The organism is Nonlabens sp. Ci31 (assembly GCF_012974865.1).
In the GTDB taxonomy this organism is placed as follows: Bacteria; Bacteroidota; Bacteroidia; order Flavobacteriales; family Flavobacteriaceae; genus Nonlabens.
In genome coordinates, this window is record NZ_CP043633.1 from 779,709 (window position 1) to 800,320 (window position 20,612).

Here is a 20,612-nt window from a genome sequence, read left to right on the forward strand (position 1 = left end):
TATAACTATTTTATTAGTAGTGGCATTTACCACATTCAAGTCCTCCTAAATCTGCGATAGTCAGTTGACGACCGCCACGAGCTTCAGAAAGTTCTTTGTGAATTTTTTCATAATAACCATTCCCCTGAAGATCTACGTTAGTCTCCCGGTGACAGTTGATACACCATCCCATTGTTAATGGTGAATATTGGTACATCACTTCCATTTCTTCTACAGGACCGTGACATGTTTGACAGTCTATTTTACCTACTGTTACATGTTGTGCATGATTGAAATAAGCAAGATCAGGCAAATTGTGAATACGCACCCATCTCACTGGCTGCTCTTCCCCTACAAATGCTTGTTCGTCTGTATCCCAACCGGTTGCAGCATATAACTTTTCAATTTCTTTATTATAATCTATTCCGTACTCATCCATTCCTTCTTGGTACGTAGTCTGTGCCACTTCTGCTATAGATTTATGACAGTTCATACAAACGTTAAGGGAAGGAATTCCTGAATGCTTCGATTCACGAGCGCTAGAGTGACAATACTTACACTCAATCTGGCTTGTACCAGCATGAATCCTATGAGAGTAATGAATAGGTTGCACTGGCGCATAACCTTGATCAATCCCCACGCTCATCAAAGCACCGTAACCAAAATAAGCACTAGCTAATAATAGAAATACGGCAGTAACTAAAACCAAAAATTGATTTTGTACAAAAGCTTTCCATATAGGAGTGCGCTCTTCCGTATCAACTTCAAATTCTGTCTGAATTCCATTTGCTTCAGCAAATCTATTTAATGTTTTATTTACTACGATAAGAAGAACTACCAACAATAACAATACAAGTGCAAGTGCTCCTAAAATAAGGTTGTTGGTCATTGAGTTATCTCCCGATCCAGCAACCGCTGCTCCATCTGCACCAGCAACTGCAATAGTAGGAACAGGCTTTTCGGTATCTGTGTAAGCGAGAATATTATCAATATCTACTGTTGAAAGCTGTGGAAAAGCATTCATATTAGATTGATTGTACTCGTTGTAGATAGCAATAGCTTGCGCATCTCCACTAGCTATGAATTCGGCAGAGTTTGTGATCCACTTGTACAACCACTCCTTTTCGTACTTCTGAGAAACGCCATATAAAGCAGGTCCAACTTGTTTTTTGTACAATTTGTGGCATGAGGCACAATTAGCTTTGAAGAGTTCTTCTCCCTTTGTTGCGTCAGCTCCACCGGCTGCTTCTACAGGTACCGCAGGCTCACCATCTGAGGTGGTAACGTCTTGCTGTCCGTATACACTTAAAGAATTAAGTGTTACGAAAACAAACGCCAGCAAAAACTGCCATGCGGAAAAATGTAATTTCCTATTTATCATCTTCTTTAATGAATATTACAATAACTTTGACACAATAATTACGGTATTTTACCGTATCGTAAATGCTGGTGCAAAAATAGGTCATAAAACGTTTATTTTTGCTCCTTATAAACGAAGAAAATAATTTATAATTATTCTAAATAGAATTCCTGCTTTAGCAAGATATTCTACAAAACACTTACTATGTCTATGAAGAACCCATCAACACTACTCCTAACTTTAGCCTTGTTCACAGTTGCATTTCAGGTAATTGCACAAGAATCTCAACCCGTAAACAAGCAAAGAATCGACCAGCTTATATCTACTAAAATAGCAATGGACCGCTCGGGAGATTTTAAAGATAGATTTACCATACAATTATTTTATGGAGATCGTGATAAAGCGATCACTACTAAAGAAAACTATGACGCCTTAAACCTCCCTTGGAAGGCTGAGTTAAAATGGGAATCTCCTTACCACAAGATCTGGGTTGGCACTTACCGAAGCAGATTAGAAGCAGATCGCGCCCTACTTAATATAAAGGAGGACTATAAAGACGCCTTTATTTTAAAACCTTAACAAAAACAATCGCATAAAAAAAGCGTCTTCATTCTCATGAAGACGCTTTTTTGTATAACAGACTCTTATTACTTTAAGGTCTTTTTAACTTCTACTTCTCTAAAGGATTCCATAATATCCCCTTCTTGTAACTCGTTGTAGTTCTTTATTTGTATACCACATTCATAGCCTTTTGCCACTTCTTTAACGTCGTCTTTGAAACGTTTAAGGGCAACCAGTTCACCTGTATGTATAACTACTCCGTCTCTGATAAGTCTTACACCACCGTTTCTAAATATCTTACCATCTGTTACCATACAACCTGCGATGGTACCAATTTTAGATATTTTAAAGGTTTGTCTTACTTCAGCATTACCTGTAATCTCTTCTTTAAGCTCTGGAGAAAGCATTCCTTCCATCGCATCTTTAAGATCATTGATTGCGTCATAGATAATAGAATAAGTACGTATATCTACTTCTTCTCTATCGGCAACTACTCGTGCATTCCCTTGAGGGCGTACATTAAATCCAATTATTATAGCATTAGAGGCCGTCGCAAGTAACACATCAGTTTCTGTAATAGCACCTACACCTCTGTGTATGATATTTATTTGGATTTCTTCAGTAGATAATTTCTGGAACGAATCTGTTAAAGCTTCGACAGAACCGTCAACATCACCTTTAAGAATTAGGTTCAATTCTTTAAAGTCTCCTAATGCGATACGTCGACCAATTTCATCAAGAGATAATGTTTTCTGTGTACGAACAGATTGTTCTCGTTGAAGTTGTGTACGTCTTGCAGCAATAGATTTTGCTTCACGTTCATCTTCAAACACATTGAACTTATCACCTGCTTGTGGGGCACCGTCAAGACCTAGTACGGATACTGGTGTTGCTGGTCCTGCTGCCAGAACCTCGTTTCCACGTTCATCCTGCATTGCTTTTATCTTACCATGTCTAGGACCTGCAAGAAGGTAATCTCCTACTCTTAGAGTTCCCGCTTGTACTAAAATCGTAGATACATATCCTCGACCTTTGTCTAAGAATGCTTCCACCACTGTTCCAGAGGCTGCTTTATTAGGGTTGGCTTTCAAGTCAAGTAACTCTGCTTCAAGCAACACTTTTTCAAGTAATTCTTTAACACCAGTACCTACTTTAGCAGAAATATCATGAGATTGTATTTTTCCTCCCCAATCTTCTACCAATAAGTTCATCTGAGCAAGACTTTCTTTGATCTTTTCTGGATTAGCATCTGGCTTATCAATCTTGTTGATGGCAAAAACTATAGGAACTCCCGCTGCTTGTGCATGCGAAATTGCTTCTTTAGTTTGAGGCATGATATCATCATCTGCCGCAGCGACAATAATAGCGATGTCTGTAAGTTGGGCACCACGTGCACGCATCGCCGTAAAGGCTTCGTGACCTGGTGTATCTAGAAATGCAATCTTCTGACCATTTTCTAGCTGTACTCCATAAGCACCAATGTGCTGCGTAATACCACCACTTTCTCCGGCGATTACATTTTCTTTTCTTATATAATCTAAAAGGGAAGTTTTACCGTGATCTACGTGACCCATTACAGTCACAATAGGAGCTCGTGTTACTAAATCCTCTTCACTATCCACTAACTCTGCAATGCTTTCTTCAATGTCTGCATTTACAAACTCTACTTCAAAACCAAATTCGTCAGCTACGATAGACATCGTTTCTGCATCTAGCCTTTGATTCATGGTCACCATCATTCCAAGAGACATACACGCACCAATAACTTTGTTAACTGGTACGTCCATCATGATAGATAAGTCACTAACAGTAACAAATTCTGTTACTTGTAAGGTTTTATCCTCGGCTTGTGCTTGCTCTGCAGCATCCACCTTATCACGGTGACTATCTCTTTTATCTCTACGATAACGCGCTGCTTTCGACTTGGAAGATTTACCTTGAAGTTTTTCAAGAGTCTCTCTTACCTGCTTCTGAATTTCTTCATCAGTAGGCTCTTCTTTGACAATGTTCTTGCGAGCAGGTCCACTACTCGGCGCACCACGTCTTGGGTTACTAGGACGCTTTCCAGGAGCACCGCCTCCGCCAGGAGCACCTGGCTTCGAAATACGTTTACGTTTACCTCTATTGGTATCTGCAGCCTTCTTCTTAGGCTTTGCAAATTGTGAAAGGTCGATTTTTTCTCCAGTAACTTTAAGACCACCAAGTTTTTTATACTCTGTCTTAATTACCTCAGATTCTGGATTTTCAGAAACTATTTTAACAGCAGCTTCATTAGGAGCCGTTTCTTTTGGAGCAGCTTCTTTTGGAGCAGCTTCTTTTGACGCCACTTTAGCTATAGTTTCTTCTGACTTTTTAACTTCTTTTACCGGTTCAGCGGCCTTTGGAGTTTCTTTTTCCGTCTTCTTAGGTGCCTCTTCTTTTTTCCTAGCCTTGGGCCTAGATGATTTATTGGCACTGAGATCTATTTTACCTTTAATGGTAGTTCCTGTAGACTTAGGCCTATTAGAAACCTGATCGGTTCCTTTAGGTTGCTCCTTTTCTACTGGCTCAGGTACCTTAGAAGCTTTCTCTACTATTGCAGTAGTTTCTTTAACAGGTTCTACGGTTTTCTCAGGTTGTTCTGTAGTTTTCTCTGCTTTTTTACCAGCATTGAGATCTACTTTACCCACCTGTTTAGGACCATCAAGAGAAGCCTTAGCTTTTATAATCTCTTGTCTTTTCTGTTTATCCTCAAGTTCTTTTTCTCGCTGCATTCGCAATTCTTCTTGTTCCTTGCGACGTTCAGCACCTACTTCCTTTGAGGCGACTTTTTTGCTTTTATCAGTTTGAAACTCATCAGCAAGCGCTTGATAGACGCTGCCGTCTATTTTTGTGGTAGGGCGGGCCTCTATCTCTATTCCTTTGGAATTAAGATGCTCCACAGCACGGTCTAAAGAGATATTAAATTCTCTTAGAACTTTGTTGAGTCTCATGTTTTTTACTTCAGCCATAAAATGGTTCAGGATTGACTTTAATTTCTAATCTAATCTTCAAATTCTGCTCTCAGGATTCTAACCACGTCTAATACGGTTTCCTCCTCGAGATCTGTACGTTTTATTAAGTCGGCAACGTCTTGCTCTAGGACACTTCTGGCAGTGTCCAGTCCTATCTTACTTAATTCTTCAATAACCCATCCGTCGATTACATCAGTAAACTCCGTTAATTCCACGTCTTCTTCACCGCCTTCTCTAATCACGTCTATATCATAACCAGTTAATTTACCAGCTAATCTAATATTGTGACCTCTACGACCTATGGCCTTAGAAACTTCTTCAGGGCTCAAGCGAACTTCAGCTTTTTTAGTCTCTTCGTTGATGGTAATGGAAGTTATCTTGGCAGGACTCAAAGCTCTCGCAATGTACAACTGCATATTCGTTGTGTAATTAATTACATCGATGTTTTCATTTCCTAATTCACGAACAATACCGTGAATACGAGAACCTTTAACACCTACGCAAGCTCCTACTGGATCGATACGATCATCATAACTATCTACAGCTACTTTGGCCTTCTCACCTGGTTCTCTTACTACTGCTTTTATAGAAATAACTCCGTCAAAAACTTCTGGAATTTCCTGTTCAAACAATTTCTCTAAAAACTTAGGAGATGTTCTTGAAAGAATAATATTAGGTTTGTTACCTCTTAACTCTACGCTTTCAATAATACCGCGTACATTCTCACCCTTTCTAAAGAAGTCAGATGGGATCTGTCTGTCTTTTGGCATAATGATCTCATTGCCGTCATCATCTAATAAGATAATAGCTCTGTGTCTTATGTGGTGTACTTCTGCGCTGTAAAGCTCTCCCTCTAATTCTTTAAAATGTTTAAAGATATTGGTATTGTCGTGTTCATGAATCTTAGCTATAAGATTCTGTCTCAATGCTAGAATAGCGCGACGACCTAGTTGTATCAACTTCACTTCTTCTGCAACGTCTTCACCTACCTCGTAATCCGGCTCAATTTTCTGAGCTTCTGTCAGTGATATTTCAGAGTTATCATCTTCCACTTCGTCATCTGCAACAACAACTCGGTTACGCCAGATCTCTAAATCTCCTTTGTCTGGATTGATAATAATATCAAAATTGTCGTCTTCACCGTACTTTCTTTTCAAAGCGGCTCTAAAAACATCTTCTAAGATCGCCATCAACGTGACACGATCTATCATTTTATCATCTTTAAACTCAGAAAAAGACTCGATCAATGCGAGATTTTCCATATTACTTTTTAATTAAATTTTATAACAACTTTTGCTTGCTTAATGTCTTCATATTTCAAAGCCCACTCTTTTTCAACAGTAACTTTCCCTTTACCTATAGGCTTAGGTTCTCGAGCCTTCCATACAATGGTTATACCCTCCTCATTTGCTAGCTTTAAAAGACCTGTTTCAGTTCTTTTTTCTCTATCCACGATTTGAATATCTCTACCCAAGTTTTTAATAAACTGTCGTGGAAAACTCAAAGGAGAGGAAGCACCGGCACTTAAAACTTCAATAGAAAAATCATATTCTTCTCTATCTAAATTATGTTCTACTGCTCTCGAAAAAAACATACAGTCTGACAGTTTAACACCATCATCTCCATCAATAATGACCTTGATCTCGTTACCAGCACCCATTTTGAAATCAATCAAAAATAAATCTGCACGCTCTTCAAACGCCTCTTTTAATAATTTTTCTACTTTTTCTTTCAACATATTTATAAAAAGAGGGGACTTTAGTCCCCTCGTGTTTGTTTAAATACTTGGCAAATATACTAATTTTTTAAGTATTTCCAAAGGCTTAAAAAACAGCATGCTAAAGTTATATTTTTTTGTACCTTTAAGTAATTCAAAACCACCATTATGAAGAAGATTATTGTACCTACAGACTTTTCAATTCAGGCAGAAAACGCATTAAGGGTTGCGGCTGATATTATACGTGAAAATAACGGAGAAATATTTTTACTTCACCAGCTGGATTTACCCTTACATTTAGCAAATAACGCAAGTTCTAACCTCCCAGAGGCCGTGTTTTTTATGAAACTTGCAAAAGAAAAGTTTGACAATCTTCTAAAAGCAGACTACTTACAGGGCATTACTATTCATGGAGATGTTGAAACTGGAGCCGCTTTTAGTGGTATCATGAACACCGTAAAACGTCATAATGCAGACCTAATTGTAATGGGAAGTCATGGGACTGAAGGAATGCGCAATCTTTTTATAGGCTCTAATGCAGAAAAAGTAGTGCGCAACTCTGAAGTTCCAGTTCTCGTTGTAAAAGACAGGAAAAAGAAATTAGATGTCAATGATTTTGTTTTCGCAACAGATTTAGACCCTAATGCTACCAGCGCTTTGAAAGAGGCAAGCGCGTTTGCAAAAAAAACAAAATGCAACCTACACCTTCTTTATGTAAATACACCTTCTTTATGTAAATACCCCTTCCAATTTTTTGAGCACCAGAGAAGCGGAGGCAAAGGTGGCCGAGTATTTAAAAAATGTCAATGTACGACCGACCGATTACACCATATATAACGACAATTCTGTAGAAGAAGGTGTTTTTAACTACACTAAGGATGTAAAAGGTGATATTATCGGAATGGCAAATCACGGTCGTAAAGGCTTGTCTCATTTTTTCAACGGCAGCGTTAGTGAAGACGTGGTGAATCACTCCAGCTTGCCTGTGATTACTTTTAGGATCAAGTAAATTTGAATGCTCCCGCTTTCGCGAAAGCGAGATAAAAACAACTCCTAATCAACGTACCTATTTTACAGCACTTATCAATAACACCGCATAAAAGAACACCTCTTAACAAGCCTGCTTTTTAAAATTTCAAAGCTTTTATGATCCTATTTAAATAAAACAGCAACTTTGACACCGTATAAAGAACGCATTTTATGGGTGCCAACCGAGCACAAAAGCCACGGAGGTTTAGCATACGGGCAACTGTAAAAACAAATGATTCTCTCTCTGTTTGTCATACTTTCTTGACGTATAATCTTAAAAACTATACTTGATGAACGAGTCAAACATTTCTATACATTATACCGATAAAGAAAATATAAGAGTGGTTTTGTCCTACTTAATATTTAATGTGGACAGCATTAATAAAAAGTATGGAGCGCTATCCACCTTTTTTAATGATTTTGAACTTTACGGAGAAACAAATGGCCGGCTTTATATTCTCTCTGAGATGGTGAAGCCACACATGCATTAAGCTGCATTAATTAATAATCGCATGCGATGGACCGGATTGAAAGAAAATGACGATTATGTATTAGGCTATGAACATTTAATTTATGGGGTGAATGATACTGTTTCTTCCTTACTGTATAAGGAGATCCCTGAATTGAAAGCCATAGAATGGCTCGGAAGTATCATTACTCCTAAAAGAAATTATATCTGGTTCCACAGAGTTGCAGATAAAAGGAAAGATCCTCTTCTTACTTTTAGAGAAAATCGACTAGAAGGAATGCCTCCTATAAAACACTATCAAAAATTACTTATAAAGCATTTAGAACACCGCAAGACGAAGCAACAGAATGATCACCCCAAAGTGGACGAGGTAGATGAGTACTATGTGTTTTTCAAAACTAAAAAACACCAAGGTAGAAACGGTATTTGTAGAGCAACTCTGGACCGGTACAGCATGGTTATTATTGATCGCAGCGTTTAAAATTTCATTCCCAACATTTAATATTTTGGAAGAATCACCATAGTGTGTGGTATAAATTCAGCATGCCTTTATGGTAAAGTGACATCAGGATAAAATTTCAAGAAATGTTCCCCAACTGCGCTTATCAAAGCGATGCCGAATCCATTAGGTAATAAGTATACAGAGTAGTGACGTGTAACCTTCTTTATTTTCCCTTTTGATAGGGGAAGACAAGAAGGTAGGTATATGTATTTTGCTTGTAATAAAATAGTTGAGAACTTTAATTGATATCCTTACTTGGTCCAACTGAGCTCCTTTTAGTTTTACAATAAAGCAATATTCAAAGACGCGTCAGACAAATTAGCGACCGTACCATCAGAAAACATGTACAATCGGAGTAAATCTCCTTCGTTAAAATAAGCGAGTCTTGTATACAGCATGGTCCATCTCTGAGCACCACTTGGATTAGTCTGCCAAATACCATCAGGGATATCTGCATTTGTAGTGCCCACTGCTTGAAAAACATTTCGGGAAGCACTATTGTCCACCAATCTGATACTGGATTTTATAATATAAGTGCCGCTAATAGGAACTCTATAAGTGTTGTTGCTCGCGGTCCAAGTTCCACCACCTAAATTTCTGGTAATATTGGGTAATGGAACCGTATTGAAACCATTTTGTGCAACTGTTGCACTAGTAACGGATCCACTTCCAGATCCTAAAGAGGCTGTAAAAACAACGGCTGTCTTAGCTACATTCTGCCAAAGACTTCCATCAAAATAATAATAGCCTGTCGTTGTAATATTAACAGTTTTTCCTGCTGGTGTTCCGGTAACTGCTGCAGTTACATATACAAAAGCACCGGTTTGTGCCACTGTATATTTAGCATCCTTACCTTTTATTTGGTCCCCAGTTAATCTAGGAGCAATAATACCCTCAGCGGTAGTCGCATCGGTATTTTCGGCAGTAATATCTAAGGTAGTTTGTGGGCTAGCTGTATTTACTCCTACTTGGGAAAAAGCTGCTGTTCCAATCATACAGGCAAGACTGAACATTATTAAATTCTTCAAAATATAGGTGGTAGTTTAAAGGTTTTGTAAAGGATATTTTATTGTGCAAATTTAAGTTATATTAATAGATAAATTAAATTTTAACCGACTCTTGTTTTTGATATTTAAGCATTTGGCCTTCATTTATCAACAAGGATGATAGAGCTGGAACCCTGTTATTTTTCCATTTTCAATACTAATTTGAAATTTGCTATCACTGAATTCATTCGGCCAAATACGAAAGATTTTAGAGTTATATTTTTTATGTTTTTCTTCCTAAATCTTATAGGAGCTCGGGAATGCCTTTTACAATTCTGACAGTGTTGTGAATTTGTCAATCATTATTTGAGGTGTTTTTATTAACGTATTCACTTTTCGTTATTCTATCTCTCCTATTTCTAAAATTCCATCAACAGAATGAATTTTTATTCCGTCCCATTACTACAAGATTACCTTGACGCCATTCCATTCAGTAGATAAAGCTCCAGCATCTATACCTGGTTGAGATATCGAGTTCGGTTTTCCAAAAGTTGTTATTAAATCACTCTCCGTGGATTTAATATCACTTCCGTTAATAGATATTTCATGGTAGCCTACCATATTTGGAGTTTGGCCACTAGACCAAAGGCCAATTATTAAAAATAATAATATGATTTTCCTGCTATTGTAATCGTTTAAACCTCATCACAAAGGATGTGAATAATGAAAACAGGAGTGCAGTAAGTATAAATGCCATCATAGATATTACTACCGATTGCTCTTCAAAAATTAGAACACTAACTAAAATGGAAACCCCACTAATCAGTCCTGCTAGAAATCTATTAAATAGCTTGTGTTCAAATGTTGTATTGCATTGTTCACATTTCATATTTTCATAGCCCATCCAAAAGGATTTTAATAACTTGAAGTAATTGAATCTAGTATGGTCATTATCGCATTTCATAACATCTAATGTTTTTATATTATATAACCGTTTGTTTGGGCTGTCTTTTAATACATTTATACTGTTGCTAACGGGTTTCCTTTATTTATTTTTATAAACTGAAGCTTTTTATATATGGTAAAATGGTCGCTGTCTGCGTTGTTCATAATCCAAAAAAACGTCTCCGTATATGAAACATAGCATTTAAATAGAAGCTAACTTTTGAATTATACACGAGCCGTGCGCCACTGCGGATTTCTTATTACCTGCCGTCAGGCAGGTCTTTTTTTCTCCAAAAGCCAAATCTTAAAATGTAGCGACCTCGTAAAAGCGTTTTTACCATTGGTCTAAGTGACAATTGCCCTATTATTTTTATACTTTGCTTTAGGGCGTTTTTTCTTCCTAATTTGATTCTATTCCCGAATTTCTTCTCTTATTGGCAGTACGTCTTTTGGAATGTCCGTAAGTGAATTTACAGAAATATATTCAGTTTCAAATGTTCCTTCGTAGCCGAATAAGTTCCCCCAAGTTTTATTACTTACTACAACCGATATTTTAAATTTTTGCTCTTTATCGTCATACCACTCACAAACATTTGCTTCCCCTGAAAACAGCATTGGAAATTTAAAGCCTAAAAAACCTTCATAAAATCGCTGTTCTCCTGAGCGAAGTTTTATTCCACCGTTTTCTGCAACTGTCATTTCAATATCGACTGCAAGATGCTGATGCGTTCCCAAGTAGTCCACAATTCGTTTTCTTTGCTCGCTATAAATCATCGTTGCATCAAACCTCCTTTCACGTTTGGGGAATTGATACTTACGAACCCAAGTAACGGTTTCTCTTCCAAACTTGTCTTTGTATGCAAAATTCTCAATAGTAAAAGGAATGTCTTTTCCTTTTTGTGGAAACATTATGTTTCTCCAAGTCCCGATGTATAGAAATGGTAGTGTATAGGGTTTTCCGTACCATACGTTTTGCATAAGTCCTTTTCCAATTGAGGCAATTTTATCATTGCTGTCAAACCCAAAACGCTTTTGAATTTGAGGGTGAAGTTTTTGAAAGTTAGAACCTAGAACCTGCTGATATATTGAACTCATTTCTTTGGATTAGTTATACAATTAGACGCCTTTGGCAAAAATCTGAAATTCAGTAATGCAATTATTGAAAGGGTAATCATTGAAATATTTAATGAGAATGGATTAAAGGGAAGTGTAAAAATCATCACACTGCTAGAAACTGCTCCCATAGCAAGAAGTAGCAAACCAAAAATATTCAGATAGTGAATTGATTTCTTGTGAATAAAAATTAATATAAATCCGAAAATGATTTCAACTATTCCAATCAATGTCAGAATAGTTTTTTCGTAACCACTAAACAGTTCTAATTGCCTTAAAATTTCTAATTCTCCTGTGTCAGTGAAAAGCAATTTTGGAATTAGTCCTTGATAAATCCATACAATACCAAGAGAAATATTTACTAACAAAACCGATAATTGTGCTTTGATGGCTTGTTTTGGGTGACATCCTTTTTCTATCCAATTTTTAAGGCAATCAAAACTCCAAGCGGTTGCCCAAATCATTAATGGTCTGAAAATGATTTTGTCAATTATTTCGCCTAAAAGTCCCCAACGGGTTTCGTAATCATAACCTGTAAAGAATTTAATTCCGTCCGTTTCAGGCACATATTTCCAATATCCTGAACCTTGTTTTATTATTGAAATGTTGTTGTCAGATGAAAACTTTAAAACAGAGGTACTGTCACCATTGTCTTTGGTTTTAGTTGCAACACTTTCTCCAATACCATTTACATTAATGCCAAAACCAATTTTTGTGGCTCGGTCGGGTCATCTTTTGATACATATGTTATTTCGGAAAACCGTAAATCCCATTGTTGATGAAGGGAAGGTTCTTGTGTTTTTGTCCACAAGGTGTTTAAGTCACTTTTTATTTTGGTTTCAATATATAATGGTCGTCTTTTCAAATTACAGTGTCGTTTTTTTTAAATGCCCTATAACGTCTCGTATATAAAATGTAGCGTATAAATAAATGCTAACTTTTCGGATGATACACAAGCCGATCGCCACGGCGCATTTCTTATTATTTTGTTTTTGGCAATTAGTCAAATTTAAAAATTTGGCAGACTCGCAAACATACCTTAACTTCTATTATTCAACTAATTAGCTATAAGCCACATACGTTGTTCTACACCGTTTTTATTCCGCAGCCTTCATATATATATATATTTACAGTTTGATTCGTTTTGAACTATCATTATCTGATTGGTTAATTCTATTATAACGTCAGTTGTATATCCTGTATTGGAATTTTCAGCAATCGTTTCTCGCTTATATTGAATTTCATTATCATTTTTTATCTTCCAGGTTCCTCTATAAATATTTTCAGGATCTATTCGAAGTGATTCGTGAAATGTATAATCGTTATTAATTTGGATATCAGACATTATGATACTTACGGTCATAGGTTTACTTACAACCTCCGTTCTGAATTCATTACCTAAAGTATCAACAGCCTTAACAAAAACCCATTTGCCAATGAGCAGCTCTTTTGAACTTGGTAAATTAATTTCATTTCTAATTCGGTCAAGTTTATTCTCTCGTCCAAAAGTTACAAATCCAATTAAGGTTAATATAATTACGAATGTTTTTTTCAAATGGTGTAGTACGTTGTTGTATGTGGTTTGTTGCGTGTTTAAGAACCTAATTTAGCAAATACAAACCAAATAGAAAATCTGCGAGGATTTTCGTAAGTAGGCGAGAACTAGCCATTAATTATACACAGCTGTAAGCTGGCTTTTTTTTATTCAGATCCGATTGAATTCAGTAATTCAAATTCCAATTGTCCTTTTTTATTTAATTTGTATTTATAAATTGCTCTTCCTTGAACGTGTCCATCATCAAAGTCTGCTATTAACCATTCTTTGCTTAAAAGTTGAATATTTCCGAAAGTCATTGTTCCGCCCAAAACTGCTTGTAAAGGAATCAATTCAGTTTTTTCACGAAGATTTTTTTCGATAAATTCCGCTGGTTTGGTAATTCCGCTTTCAATAAATTTTTCTCCGTCATATGCCGCATCGAACCAATAATTTGATTCAGGTTTCTTTTCAGTCCATATTTTGTTTAAAGAATCATTCTTAATTTTTAAACTATCAACTTTGGCAAGTAAATTTTCAGTTCGATTCATTTCCGTGCAACCAAAAATACAAAATGATGTTAAAATCATTACTGTCAGTTTTTTCATTTTTCAGCTTGCTTACAACTAGTTATATCAACTCAAATATAATAGATATCCCTTAAAAATCTCCGGATAAACGCATGTTTGATGATACTTTACCAGTTTTAAGGATGCTTTATACAGCAGCTTCCCCTATCCCCCACTGCAAATTAAAAAGGTATTCTTTATTCTTAGACGTACTTTCCTAAGTAAAAAAAGGCACTGTCAGGGGTTTTAATAGCATACCAACTTGTAATGTTCGTACACAAGTTGGTACTATCGTAAAACAAAAAACCCTTAACTCGCTATTATATAGCTTGTTAAGGGTTTGTATCAGTTGTCCCACTAGGACTCGAACCTAGAATGACGATACCAAAAACCGGAGTGTTACCATTACACCATGGGACAAAATCGGTCGCAAATTTATAACAATTCTCAATTTCAGCAAATAAAAATCGTATAAATTTATAAGGAGTCTTTTTTTAGCCAAAAATCCAGCTCTCATCAGCCCTAAAACCATAAGCAACCTGAACCTTTTTATGAAATCACGGCTCCATCACATACGCTAACCCCCTATTTTGCGTTTATAAAAGTGATCATGGCAAGCTAGGGTGAAGGAAAAACACCTGCCACAACCTATTCTTTAAACGAAGCAGAATAAAAAAAAGCAGTGTTTTAATCCAATAAATTCAGATCATACCTCGTATTATATGTATAGTAAGGTCATAAAATCTTATTTTCGCCAGAGTTAATCACAACTATGAAATTCAACTACGCACAATTAAATAAAATCATAGGCTGGGCTGTCTTTGCCATAGCATTATTCGTTTTTTGGAGTACGGTAGAGCCTACAGTGAGTTACTGGGATGCCGGTGAATACATCGCTACCTCTTCCAAACTAGAAGTAGGACACCCACCAGGAGCTCCACTTTACCAAATGATGGGTGCTGTTTTTTCCATATTTGCGTTGGAAGCTACAGATATTGCCTATACCGTTAACCTTCTAGCCGTATTCTCTAGTGCGTTTACGATTCTATTCATGTTTTGGTCGCTCACCCTTTTGTTAAAAAGACATATTTTAAAGGATAAAGCAAATGATATCATGGTTTTAGGAGCTGCGGCAGTAGGCGCTCTTGCCTTTGCAGTAACGGACAGCTTTTGGTACAACGCAGTAGAAGCAGAAGTCTATGCGCCAGCTGCCCTGTTGATGAGTGTCCTGTTTTACATAGGCTTGTTGTGGGAACGCGACATGTTATTACCACGTGGCGACCGCTGGCTTATTCTTATTTCTTTTGTCGTAGGACTTTCTTTCGGGATTCACTTTATGGGGATTCTTACCATTCCTGCTATAGGATTGCTTTGGTACTTTAAGCATTATAAGAAAATCACCCTTTTCAACTTTATCGTGGCAAATGTTGCCGTTATTGCCGTATTGCTTTTTGTTTTTAAATTATTGCTTCCCTACACCCTCAGTATTTTTGGTTATTTAGAAGTGTTTTTTGTCAACGATATCGGTCTTCCTTTTAACTCAGGAACCATTATCGCCCTATTACTTATTATTGGATTATTTGCTTTTTTAATCTCGCTTTCGCGAAAGCGTAACAAACCACTCCTCAACACCATCACGCTGTGCATCATGTTTGTTTTAGTAGGATTTTCTTCGTGGACCATGTTGCCTATAAGAGCAAACGCAGGAACACCTATCAACGAGAATGCCCCTAACGATGCGCGTGCCCTACTGGCTTATTACAATAGGGAGCAGTACCCATCCCCTGGGTTATTTTACGGTGAGTCCTTTACAGATATGTATGCTGGATACAATCCTGATGATCCCGACACAGAAGATAACGAGGCCTTTAAAGATGAAAAGCCGAAGTATGAAAAAGATTACACTTTGGGTAAATACGTTATCGTTAATAATTATAAAGATGCAATACCTAATACCAACGACCGTCATAAAGGATTTTTCCCTCGCATGACAGACCCTTCCCGAGCCACTAACTATATAGAATTTATGGGTGGTCTGGAGTATACGGTAAAAGAACAATATAAAAACAACCAAGAACTCTTGTCGGTGCTCGATGATTATGAGCGCAGGTTGCAACGCGGTACTATAGATATAAAAGAATATATAGATGTCCTGGTTTCCTTACGTGATGCTGTAGATATAGATAAACCTAGTTTTGTAAATGACATGAAGTACATGGCTAACTACCAGATCAGTTATATGTACATGCGTTACTTTATGTGGAATTTTACAGGTAGACAAAACGATGTGCAAGGAGAATGGGATTCCTATGACGGCAACTGGCTCAGCGGTATAGGTTTTATTGATGAATGGAGACTGGGAACACAAGACGAACTAAGTGATGACATGCTGAATAATAAAAGCCGCAATACCTACTTCTTCTTACCGCTTATTTTAGGAATCTTAGGAGCTGTTTTTCACGCACGTAAAGATTTGAAATCTTTTTATGTGACTTTAGCCTTGTTTCTTTTTACCGGGCTGGCCATCATCGTATACCTCAACCAGGCAATGTTTCAAGTAAGAGAACGAGATTATGCATATGTAGGATCCTTTTTAGTATTTAGCATGTGGATAGGAATGGGTGTTTATGCGATTTATGAAATGCTGTGCGATGTCATGAAATCAAGACTCGCACAGGTACTTTCCTTAACGGCTTGTTTTGCCGCTGCACCCCTACTTATGGGATATCAAAACTGGGACGATCACGATAGATCTGACAAATACACCGCTCTCGCTAGTGCCAAAAAATACCTGGACAGCTGCTTGCCTAATGCCTTGATCTTTACCATAGGAGATAACGACACTTTCCCATTGTGGTATGCACAAGAAGTGGAAGGTTACCGCACTGATGTGCGTGTCGTGTGTACCTCCCTATTAAGTACCGACTGGTACATGGACGATATGAAAAAGAAAGCTTGGGATAGTGAACCTGTTCCTTCTACGCTTACCCATAGCAAATACAAGTTTGGAACCCGCGATGCCTTGTACTATGCAGACAAAGAACGCATACAGCAGCGCATGCGAGACTTGACTCAAGATGCTACCTATATGTTTCCTGACACCATGAAGTTAGATGAATGGATGGAATGGGTAGCCAGTGATAAAAAAGTCACACAGGAGCAAATGCGTAATGAACACTTTGAGCATACCTTCCCTACAAGATCTATTACCATACCTGTTAATAAAGAAGCAGTTCTTAGAAATGGTGTCGTACTACAAAAGGATGCTGATAGAATTGTAGATGAAATAGTCATCAATATAAAGGACGACGTGATCTATAAAAACAGAATGTTCATGCTGGACATTATCAATGCTAACAACTGGGAACGCCCTATTTATTTCTCTGGTGGCGCCTTCGGTGATGAGGATTATATATGGATGAAGGAGTATTTACAACTCGATGGTTGTGCCTACCGATTGATCCCTATAAAATATACTCCAGAAGATGGGCGTGATCCATTTGATATGGGAAGAATAGATCCTGATTATGCCTATCAAGTGATTAAAAATTGGGAATGGGGTAATAGTGGCTCAGCAACTATTTATCACGATGTAGAAACCAGACGCAACAGTGTGGGCTACCGAAGTAATATTGCACGAGCATCTGAAGCTTTAGCAAAAGACGGTCAATTTAAAAAGGCTGAAGAACTTTTAGATCTGGGAATGGAACACATGCCTTTAGAATATTATGGGAACTACTCCATGCTAGAACCATTTGTGTCTGGCTATTATGAATTGGACAGAAAAGACAAAGCAAGAGACTTATTGAACAAGATCATTTTAAAATACCAAGATGAATTGGATCACTACAACGCTTTAACACTCGCTGAGCAAGAAGTTAATTACTCGCGTATACAACAAGCAGTTGTTAGATACAACTCTATCACTGAAGTACCTGTTTTCTATAATGATCAAAAAATGATCGATAAGCATGTAGCTACCTATAACGAATACTTTAAACCTTTCATCAGGTATTTAAATGATGCCTATTACATCAGTAAAAACGGCGAAAACATAGAAGGCGTCTTTCCCGATTCTGCTGCAGCAACAGAGTTGAGAGACCTACTTGATAATGCGGTTGATAATGTCACAACGGTAAGAGAAGATATTCCTACAGATACGGTTGAATAAAGATGGGGTGGTATCCAGATTGTGTTCCAGATTGGTTTTCTAACCTTTTTCCTAGTTACCACTGGCATGGCGATCGGGAACATAAAAATGTCTACCTTACTTTTGATGATGGCCCCACTCCAGAGGCAACGGACTTTGTCTTGAGCCAACTTGCAAAACACCAGTTTCAGGCGACGTTTTTCTGTATAGGAGATCAAGTAGCTAAAAACCCTGAAATCTATGATCGGATACAAGAAAAAGGTCATCGTGTGGGAAATCATACCTTCCATCATTTAAACGCTTGGACCGCTCGTAAAGACGCATACCTCAACAATGTGGAGTATTGTTCTCAACTGGTTAACTCCAGCCTGTTTAGACCACCTTATGGCCGCATAACTGATAAAGTTGCTACAGGCTTAAAAGAAAAAGGTTATCAGATCATTCTTTGGGATGTTCTTTCAGGAGATTTTGATCCCAGTAGAACTTCAGACTCTTGTTTAAAGGCTCTTAAAAAGAATACTCGTAACGGCAGTGTTATTGTCTTTCATGATAGTGAAAAGTGTTTGAAACAGCTGGAAGAGATCTTACCCACGTACTTAGAATTCCTAAAAGAATATGGATGGACCAGTAGGGTTATCTCTGGATCTTAGCTTCGCATCAAATAGATAAGCGCCTATGCGATCAAAGCGTTTTATATAATGGGGGTCGGTCCTGCTTATGGAGTCCTACAGCACAGCGGTTTTATGGATCTAAGTCGGCAATACTCTAATGAAATTTTTGTAGTTGATGGATCAAGGTGTTATCATCTTGTGCTCCACTTTGTCTCCACTTCATCTCTCCATTTTTATAGATAATAAATGTAGGAACCCCTTTGATTCTAAGCGCCTCTGAAAGCTCTTGATTTTTCTCAATATCAATTTTAATAACCTTGGCCTTATCACCTAGAGCAGCGGCAACATTTCGAAGCACCGCATTCATGGCAACCGTATCTTCGTTCCAGTTCGTAAAAAAGTTAAACAACACTGGAACATTTGCACTAATCAGCTCACCGAACTTTGACATAATCACAAATTAAGTATATTCAAATGTACATAAAACAATAATAGTAACCACAAGCTAATTTTAATAGACTGTTCCACTTTGTTTGTTGATGAACAACTTACAAAAAACTAAACACCATTAATAGGACCTCATCACCTACTCCCTTTATACGTGAATCAAAAACTCAAAGCTTATTTTAAAAAACCACATACCTCATCCCTAATGCCTAACTTTTCTTCAACGTAATCACCGTAATCTCGGGCCATATTCCTGCACGACCTGAGTATCCTAAAAAACCAAAACCTCTGTTCACATTTAAAAACTGATCGGCCTCTTTATAAATTCCAGCCCATTTTTTATAGACAAACCAGGCCGGGCTCAATTTGATAAAACCAGGAATCTCAATACCAAATTGCATTCCGTGTGTATGACCACTTAAGGTAAGCTGGTATTTTTTATCGTCTCCTTTGACCTGTAAATCCCAGTGTGTAGGGTCATGACTCAAAAGTATTTTAAACTCTTCATTAGTCAATCCAGTAGCTGCTTTTTGAAGGTCTCCATATTTAGGAAAGCGACCACCTCCCCAATTTTGAACCCCTACTATTTGAATAGAATCAGCGCCACGAGTGATTTTTTCATTTTCATCTAGTAATAAACGCCAGCCCATATCCTTTTGGATTTTATAAAGCTGCTGCATATTTTCTGCTTTAGCCTTTTTGGCCTCTTCTTTCAACTCTAAGGCAGTATATTTTTCAGTGTTTTTAGGTTCCCAAGAAACATAATCGCCATAATCGTGATTTCCCAAAACCGAATAAACTCCATCTTTTGCGGTAAGAGATCCGAAAAGATCTTCCCAGCCTTCCATTTCTCTCGCCTCATTATTAACCAGATCTCCGGTGAATAGGATCACATCGCCTTGTTGTTCATTGGCGAGATTTACAGCGTACTCCACTTCTTCCCTATCGTCAAAACTACCGACGTGAATATCGCTCAACTGAGTAATTTTATAACCGTCAAAAGCCTCTGGAAGATCATCAAAAGACAGCTCGTATTCCCTAACTTGATAGTCGTATTTACCACGCCATGCTCCATAAAGAATCGCACCAAAGGGTAAAGCTGCAACTGCCAGACCTATTTTTGCAATAAAAGCTCTTCTGCTGGGCAAAAAGGATTGATCTGATTCTCGCTTCTGCGAAAGCGTGCTGATCAAACCTTCTATACTTCTGTAAATATCCTCACCGAACATAAATAGAAAAAATACCAGTTTTAACAGAAAGAAGGCCAGTACCAACGTAGTGGCTATATCCCTAGAGTCCGATATTTGAGCGCGATCTGGATATAATACAAATTGTAAAATCACATTTAGAATCACCACTATAGATACCGCTAGGTAGACCCATTTCCACCAGTGGTCTCCGGATAAGGTGCGTATTAACTGAAAGGCATAAATTTCTAGAGCGATAAAAATCGCTAGTACAATAAGGAGTCTGGTCATGTTGCAAAATTAATGCGATTTTATTTTTAAAACGTTGGTATAGAGTTAAAGCCTTCATGTGAAAAACTTTACGCTTCATCACTAGCTCCGTAAACAGACTTTATACACTTCGACTGCTGTGAAAGTGATATGGCTTATCACATGTATTTAGAGTATTTCCAACACCGCA

Annotated in this window: 18 protein-coding genes and 1 tRNA gene; 7 read left to right on the top strand and 12 right to left on the bottom strand. The window is 37.5% G+C overall.

Annotation, left to right across the window (positions count from 1 at the left end):
• Positions 1-13 precede the first annotated feature (13 nt).
• The gene (locus tag F0365_RS03500) at positions 14-1,360 is read right to left on the bottom strand and encodes a c-type cytochrome (protein ID WP_169932422.1); all 1,347 of its coding nucleotides are present in this window, start codon (positions 1,358-1,360) and stop codon (positions 14-16) included.
• 189 nt (positions 1,361-1,549) lie between these two features.
• Here F0365_RS03500 and F0365_RS03505 point away from each other — a divergent pair, with 189 nt between their 5' ends.
• Positions 1,550-1,918, top strand: a complete 369-nt coding sequence (locus tag F0365_RS03505; protein ID WP_240961868.1) for a translation initiation factor IF-2 — start codon at positions 1,550-1,552, stop codon at positions 1,916-1,918.
• Positions 1,919-1,986: 68 nt separating this feature from the next.
• Here the strand turns inward: F0365_RS03505 and infB are convergent, their stop codons facing one another.
• From infB to rimP, 3 genes are read right to left on the bottom strand one after another with little or no spacing between them, the layout of a single operon-like run.
• Entirely contained in the window at positions 1,987-4,890 is a 2,904-nt protein-coding gene (infB, locus tag F0365_RS03510) for a translation initiation factor IF-2 (protein WP_169932423.1), read from the bottom strand.
• Between the two features lie 32 nt (positions 4,891-4,922).
• Positions 4,923-6,155 (bottom strand): transcription termination factor NusA, encoded by a 1,233-nt coding sequence (gene nusA, locus F0365_RS03515; protein ID WP_169932424.1) that lies wholly within the window; start codon positions 6,153-6,155, stop codon positions 4,923-4,925.
• Positions 6,156-6,163: 8 nt separating this feature from the next.
• A complete protein-coding gene (rimP, locus tag F0365_RS03520; protein ID WP_169932425.1) occupies positions 6,164-6,631 on the bottom strand; it encodes a ribosome assembly cofactor RimP in 468 nt (155 codons plus the stop codon).
• A gap of 147 nt (positions 6,632-6,778) precedes the next feature.
• Here rimP and F0365_RS03525 point away from each other — a divergent pair, with 147 nt between their 5' ends.
• The 4 genes from F0365_RS03525 to F0365_RS03535 all read left to right on the top strand — a co-directional run bounded on the left by F0365_RS03525 (position 6,779) and on the right by F0365_RS03535 (position 8,589).
• Complete coding sequence (locus tag F0365_RS03525; RefSeq protein ID WP_317169836.1) at positions 6,779-7,447, top strand: universal stress protein; 669 nt, start codon at positions 6,779-6,781, stop codon at positions 7,445-7,447.
• The gene (locus tag F0365_RS16725; protein WP_317169837.1) at positions 7,392-7,619 is read left to right on the top strand and encodes a universal stress protein; all 228 of its coding nucleotides are present in this window, start codon (positions 7,392-7,394) and stop codon (positions 7,617-7,619) included. Before F0365_RS03525 ends, F0365_RS16725 begins: the two co-directional genes overlap by 56 nt.
• A gap of 310 nt (positions 7,620-7,929) precedes the next feature.
• On the top strand, positions 7,930-8,130 hold the full coding sequence (locus F0365_RS03530; RefSeq protein ID WP_169932426.1) for a hypothetical protein: 201 nt from the start codon (positions 7,930-7,932) through the stop codon (positions 8,128-8,130).
• A gap of 21 nt (positions 8,131-8,151) precedes the next feature.
• Positions 8,152-8,589, top strand: a complete 438-nt coding sequence (locus F0365_RS03535; RefSeq protein WP_169932427.1) for a hypothetical protein — start codon at positions 8,152-8,154, stop codon at positions 8,587-8,589.
• 302 nt (positions 8,590-8,891) lie between these two features.
• Here the strand turns inward: F0365_RS03535 and F0365_RS03540 are convergent, their stop codons facing one another.
• The 6 genes from F0365_RS03540 to F0365_RS03570 all read right to left on the bottom strand — a co-directional run bounded on the left by F0365_RS03540 (position 8,892) and on the right by F0365_RS03570 (position 14,177).
• The gene (locus F0365_RS03540; protein WP_169932428.1) at positions 8,892-9,638 is read right to left on the bottom strand and encodes a hypothetical protein; all 747 of its coding nucleotides are present in this window, start codon (positions 9,636-9,638) and stop codon (positions 8,892-8,894) included.
• Between the two features lie 1,314 nt (positions 9,639-10,952).
• Positions 10,953-11,636: a DUF4166 domain-containing protein gene (locus tag F0365_RS03550; protein ID WP_169932430.1), complete on the bottom strand. Its 684-nt coding sequence runs from the start codon at positions 11,634-11,636 to the stop codon at positions 10,953-10,955.
• On the bottom strand, positions 11,633-12,220 hold the full coding sequence (locus tag F0365_RS03555) for a DoxX-like family protein (RefSeq protein ID WP_169932431.1): 588 nt from the start codon (positions 12,218-12,220) through the stop codon (positions 11,633-11,635). The genes F0365_RS03550 and F0365_RS03555 overlap by 4 nt, the downstream gene beginning before the upstream one ends.
• A 545-nt stretch (positions 12,221-12,765) precedes the next feature.
• The gene (locus F0365_RS03560) at positions 12,766-13,209 is read right to left on the bottom strand and encodes a hypothetical protein (RefSeq protein WP_169932432.1); all 444 of its coding nucleotides are present in this window, start codon (positions 13,207-13,209) and stop codon (positions 12,766-12,768) included.
• A gap of 146 nt (positions 13,210-13,355) precedes the next feature.
• Positions 13,356-13,796: a hypothetical protein gene (locus tag F0365_RS03565; RefSeq protein ID WP_169932433.1), complete on the bottom strand. Its 441-nt coding sequence runs from the start codon at positions 13,794-13,796 to the stop codon at positions 13,356-13,358.
• A gap of 310 nt (positions 13,797-14,106) precedes the next feature.
• Positions 14,107-14,177, bottom strand: a tRNA-Gln gene (locus F0365_RS03570).
• A 352-nt stretch (positions 14,178-14,529) separates the two neighbouring features.
• On the opposite strand from F0365_RS03570, the gene F0365_RS03575 reads away from it, so the two are divergent.
• Positions 14,530-17,928: a DUF2723 domain-containing protein gene (locus F0365_RS03575; protein WP_169932434.1), complete on the top strand. Its 3,399-nt coding sequence runs from the start codon at positions 14,530-14,532 to the stop codon at positions 17,926-17,928.
• A 2-nt stretch (positions 17,929-17,930) separates the two neighbouring features.
• Entirely contained in the window at positions 17,931-18,557 is a 627-nt protein-coding gene (locus F0365_RS03580) for a polysaccharide deacetylase family protein (RefSeq protein WP_169932435.1), read from the top strand.
• Positions 18,558-18,672: 115 nt separating this feature from the next.
• On the opposite strand, the gene F0365_RS03585 is transcribed toward F0365_RS03580, so the two are convergent.
• Both F0365_RS03585 and F0365_RS03590 read right to left on the bottom strand, forming a co-directional pair.
• A complete protein-coding gene (locus F0365_RS03585; protein WP_169932436.1) occupies positions 18,673-18,969 on the bottom strand; it encodes a thioredoxin family protein in 297 nt (98 codons plus the stop codon).
• Positions 18,970-19,174: 205 nt separating this feature from the next.
• The gene (locus tag F0365_RS03590; protein ID WP_169932437.1) at positions 19,175-20,443 is read right to left on the bottom strand and encodes a metallophosphoesterase; all 1,269 of its coding nucleotides are present in this window, start codon (positions 20,441-20,443) and stop codon (positions 19,175-19,177) included.
• Positions 20,444-20,612: the final 169 nt, after the last annotated feature.